This window comes from Stutzerimonas stutzeri, assembly GCF_024448935.1.
Classification (GTDB): Bacteria; Pseudomonadota; Gammaproteobacteria; order Pseudomonadales; family Pseudomonadaceae; genus Stutzerimonas; species Stutzerimonas stutzeri_AO.
In genome coordinates this window covers 1-3,130 of the sequence record NZ_JAMOIE010000177.1, presented here as the reverse complement: position 1 = coordinate 3,130, position 3,130 = coordinate 1, and the positions used below count along the sequence as shown (strand labels likewise).

Here is a 3,130-nt window from a genome sequence, read left to right as displayed (position 1 = left end):
GAACGGCCGACGCGTGTATTGCTCGTCGATCAGGCGCATCAGCAGCAGGTCTTCCTCAGGTGGCTCACACGGCGTGTGACGCCCGTAGAAGCTCGCCCGGGCCACCTGCGCCAGCTCGCATTGCTGCGTGATCGCCAGCTCGCCGCTGGGGTCGATCCAGCCCATTCTGGTTGGCGCGCTCATAGTCCGGACTTTTTTTTGAGCCAGTCCAATTCCATCTTCAAGCGCCCAATCTCCCCGTATAAGCGCTCCTCGTCCGCATGCGGCGCCGGCTTCGGGCCCCGCTTGCCCTCGAACAGCGTGGCGGCACGCTGCACGATCTCCTTGCGCCACTGCCCAACGACCACCGGATGCACGCCGTACTGCTGCCCGATCTCGTTGAGCGTCTTCACGCCCCGCGCCGCTTCCATCCCTACCTTCGCCTTGAACTCTGCACTGTGGACCCTGCGTTTGCTGACTTCAGCCATTCTGTAATCCTCCTCGGATCACAGCTTAAACCGCTGTCTCGATTTCGGGGTCCACTTTACAGCTTGCAGCTTAACGGGTTTCGCCATCAGTGCGCGTCAGGCGCAGCATATGCACGCGGCGACTGTCGGCGTTCAGTACGCGGAAGCGAAAGCCGTCGATTTCGGTCACCTCGTTGCGCTTGGGCAGATGGCCGAAGGTGCTCATCACCAGGCCAGCGACAGTATCGAATTCTTCATCCGGAAATTCGCTCTGGAAGAACTCGTTGAAGCTGTCGATCGGTGTCAGCGCCTTGACCAGGAAGTCGCCGCTGGGCAGTGGCCGGATGTAGCTGTCTTCTTCGATGTCGTGCTCGTCCTCGATGTCACCGACGATCTGTTCCAGCACATCTTCGATGGTCACCAGTCCGGCGACGCCGCCGTATTCGTCGATGACGATCGCCATATGACTGTGATTGGCGCGGAACTCGCGCAGCAGCACGTTGAGGCGTTTGGATTCGGGCACGAAGATGGCGGGGCGCAGCAGGTCCTTGATGTCGAAATTCTGCTGATCGTTTTGCAGGATCAGCGGTAGCAAGTCCTTGGCCAGCAACACGCCGATAACCTCGTCGAGGCTGTCGCCGACCACCGGATAGCGCGAATGCGCCGCAGAGATGATCCCGGGCAGGAATTCCTTTGGTGACTGGTCGGCGCGGATGCTCATCACCTGCGAGCGCGGCACCATGATGTCGCGCACCTGCAGATCGGCCACCTGGATGGCGCCCTCGACGATTGCCAAGGCTTCGTTGTCCAGCAGTTTGTTCTGGTGAGCGCCGCGCAATACTTCCAGCAGCTGCTCACGATTTTTCGGCTCATGGGCAAAAGCCTGGCTGATTTTCCCAAACCAGGACTTATGCCCGTTGCTCGATCGGTCTTCGCTCATGTCTTTGACTCAATGGTCCTTGCAGTTGCCCGTAGCGGGCTATTCGTCGGCGTAAGGGTCGGCGTGACCCAGTTCCGCCAACAGTTGGCGCTCGATGCTCTCCATTTCCTCGGCTTCGTCGTCATCGATATGATCGTAGCCGAGCAGGTGCAGACAGCCATGGATGACCAGATGCGCCCAGTGCGCCTGCAGTGTCTTGCCTTGTTCTGCCGCCTCCCGCTCGAGCACCGGGACGCAGATCACCAGATCGCCCAGCAGCGGAATGTCCAGCAGCGGAACGCCGCCCGGGCCGTCGGGGACTTCGGCCGGAAAGGACAGCACGTTGGTGGCGTAATCCTTCTGGCGCCATGTCCGGTTCAGCTCGCGGCCTTCGGCTTCGTCCACCAGGCGGATGGTCAGCTCGGAGTCGGCCATGCGCTGGCGCAGCCCCAACTCACACCAGCGACGCAGGTCCGCTTCGGGCGGGATGGCTCCCTGGCTTTCGCATTGCAGGTCGAGCTCAATCACGTCCATGTTCCTGATGAGTGCGATTGCCGTTCTGTGCCTGATCGCCCTCGAATGCCTCGTAGGCTTCGACAATTCGCTGTACCAGCGGATGGCGTACCACGTCCTTGGGTTTGAAGTGCGTGAAGCTGATGCCGTTGACGTCCTTCAGGACTTCGATCACGTGGGCCAGACCGCTCTTGGTGCCACGCGGCAGGTCGACCTGCGTGATGTCGCCGGTGATCACCGCTGTCGAGCCGAAGCCGATGCGGGTCAGAAACATCTTCATCTGCTCGAGGGTGGTGTTCTGACTCTCATCGAGAATGATGAAACTGTTGTTCAGCGTGCGTCCACGCATGTACGCCAGCGGCGCGATCTCGATCACCTGTTTCTCGATCAGCCTAGCGACCTGCTCGAAACCGAGCATTTCGTAGAGCGCGTCATACAAGGGGCGCAAGTAGGGGTCGATCTTCTGCGCCAGATCGCCGGGCAGGAAGCCGAGCTTTTCACCGGCCTCGACTGCCGGACGTACCAGCAGGATGCGGCGAATCTGCTCGCGCTCCAGTGCGTCGACGGCGCAGGCGACCGCCAGATAAGTCTTGCCCGTGCCGGCCGGGCCGATGCCGAAGTTGATGTCGTTGTCGAGGATCGACTGCACGTAGCGCTGCTGGTTGACGCCGCGTGGACGGATATTGCCCTTGCGGGTGCGCAGCGAAATATTCGGCGTGGTGGATGAGTTGTTCAGCTCCTCCATGGCCGACTCCTGCAGGAACAAATGAACCGTGTCTGGCGAGAGCTCAATGCTCTTGGTCTCGCGATACAGGCGTCGCAGGAGATGCTCTGCAGCTTGGGCCACATCACTCGGGCCGACCAACTCGAATTGGTTGCCACGGTTGCGGATTTGCAGATCCAGGCGCTGTTCGATGAGGCGCAGATGCTCGTCGAACTGACCGCAGAGATTGGCAAAGCGATTGGCTTCAAAGGGTTCGAGGGTAAAACGATGAGGTTCTATGGGGGCGTTCAAGGGCTTTTAGTTGGCCTGCTTTGCAAATAGATGGGAGGAGAATAGCGCCGCGTAGCGAAAAAAGCAGCGGCGAAAAGGAGCGGCAAAAAGCCGAACGACGAGAAAAGCGCTGGAGGCTGGACGATAAAAGCAGGGATACGTGCTCTTCTATAGAGCGGGCAGGTCGGGATCCTGTTCAACGAGCCGACGAGCGGAACACGAAAGCGATCTAAACACTCGGCAGCCGTCTACGCTTTG

3 protein-coding genes and 1 pseudogene are annotated in these 3,130 nt (G+C 60.1%); all 4 read right to left on the bottom strand.

Annotated elements, in window-relative coordinates; all coding sequences use genetic code 11:
• A pseudogene (locus tag NA637_RS24390) lies at positions 1 to 467 on the bottom strand (IS3 family transposase); the annotation flags it as partial.
• A gap of 70 nt (positions 468 to 537) precedes the next feature.
• Positions 538 to 1,386 carry an HlyC/CorC family transporter gene (locus tag NA637_RS24385; RefSeq protein ID WP_256075119.1) on the bottom strand — a complete coding sequence of 283 codons (849 nt, stop codon included), beginning with the start codon at positions 1,384 to 1,386 and terminating at the stop codon, positions 538 to 540.
• Between the two features lie 39 nt (positions 1,387 to 1,425).
• A complete protein-coding gene (ybeY, locus tag NA637_RS24380; protein ID WP_336605516.1) occupies positions 1,426 to 1,893 on the bottom strand; it encodes an rRNA maturation RNase YbeY in 468 nt (155 codons plus the stop codon).
• Positions 1,886 to 2,893: a PhoH family protein gene (locus NA637_RS24375; protein WP_256075116.1), complete on the bottom strand. Its 1,008-nt coding sequence runs from the start codon at positions 2,891 to 2,893 to the stop codon at positions 1,886 to 1,888. Before NA637_RS24375 ends, ybeY begins: the two co-directional genes overlap by 8 nt.
• Positions 2,894 to 3,130: the final 237 nt, after the last annotated feature.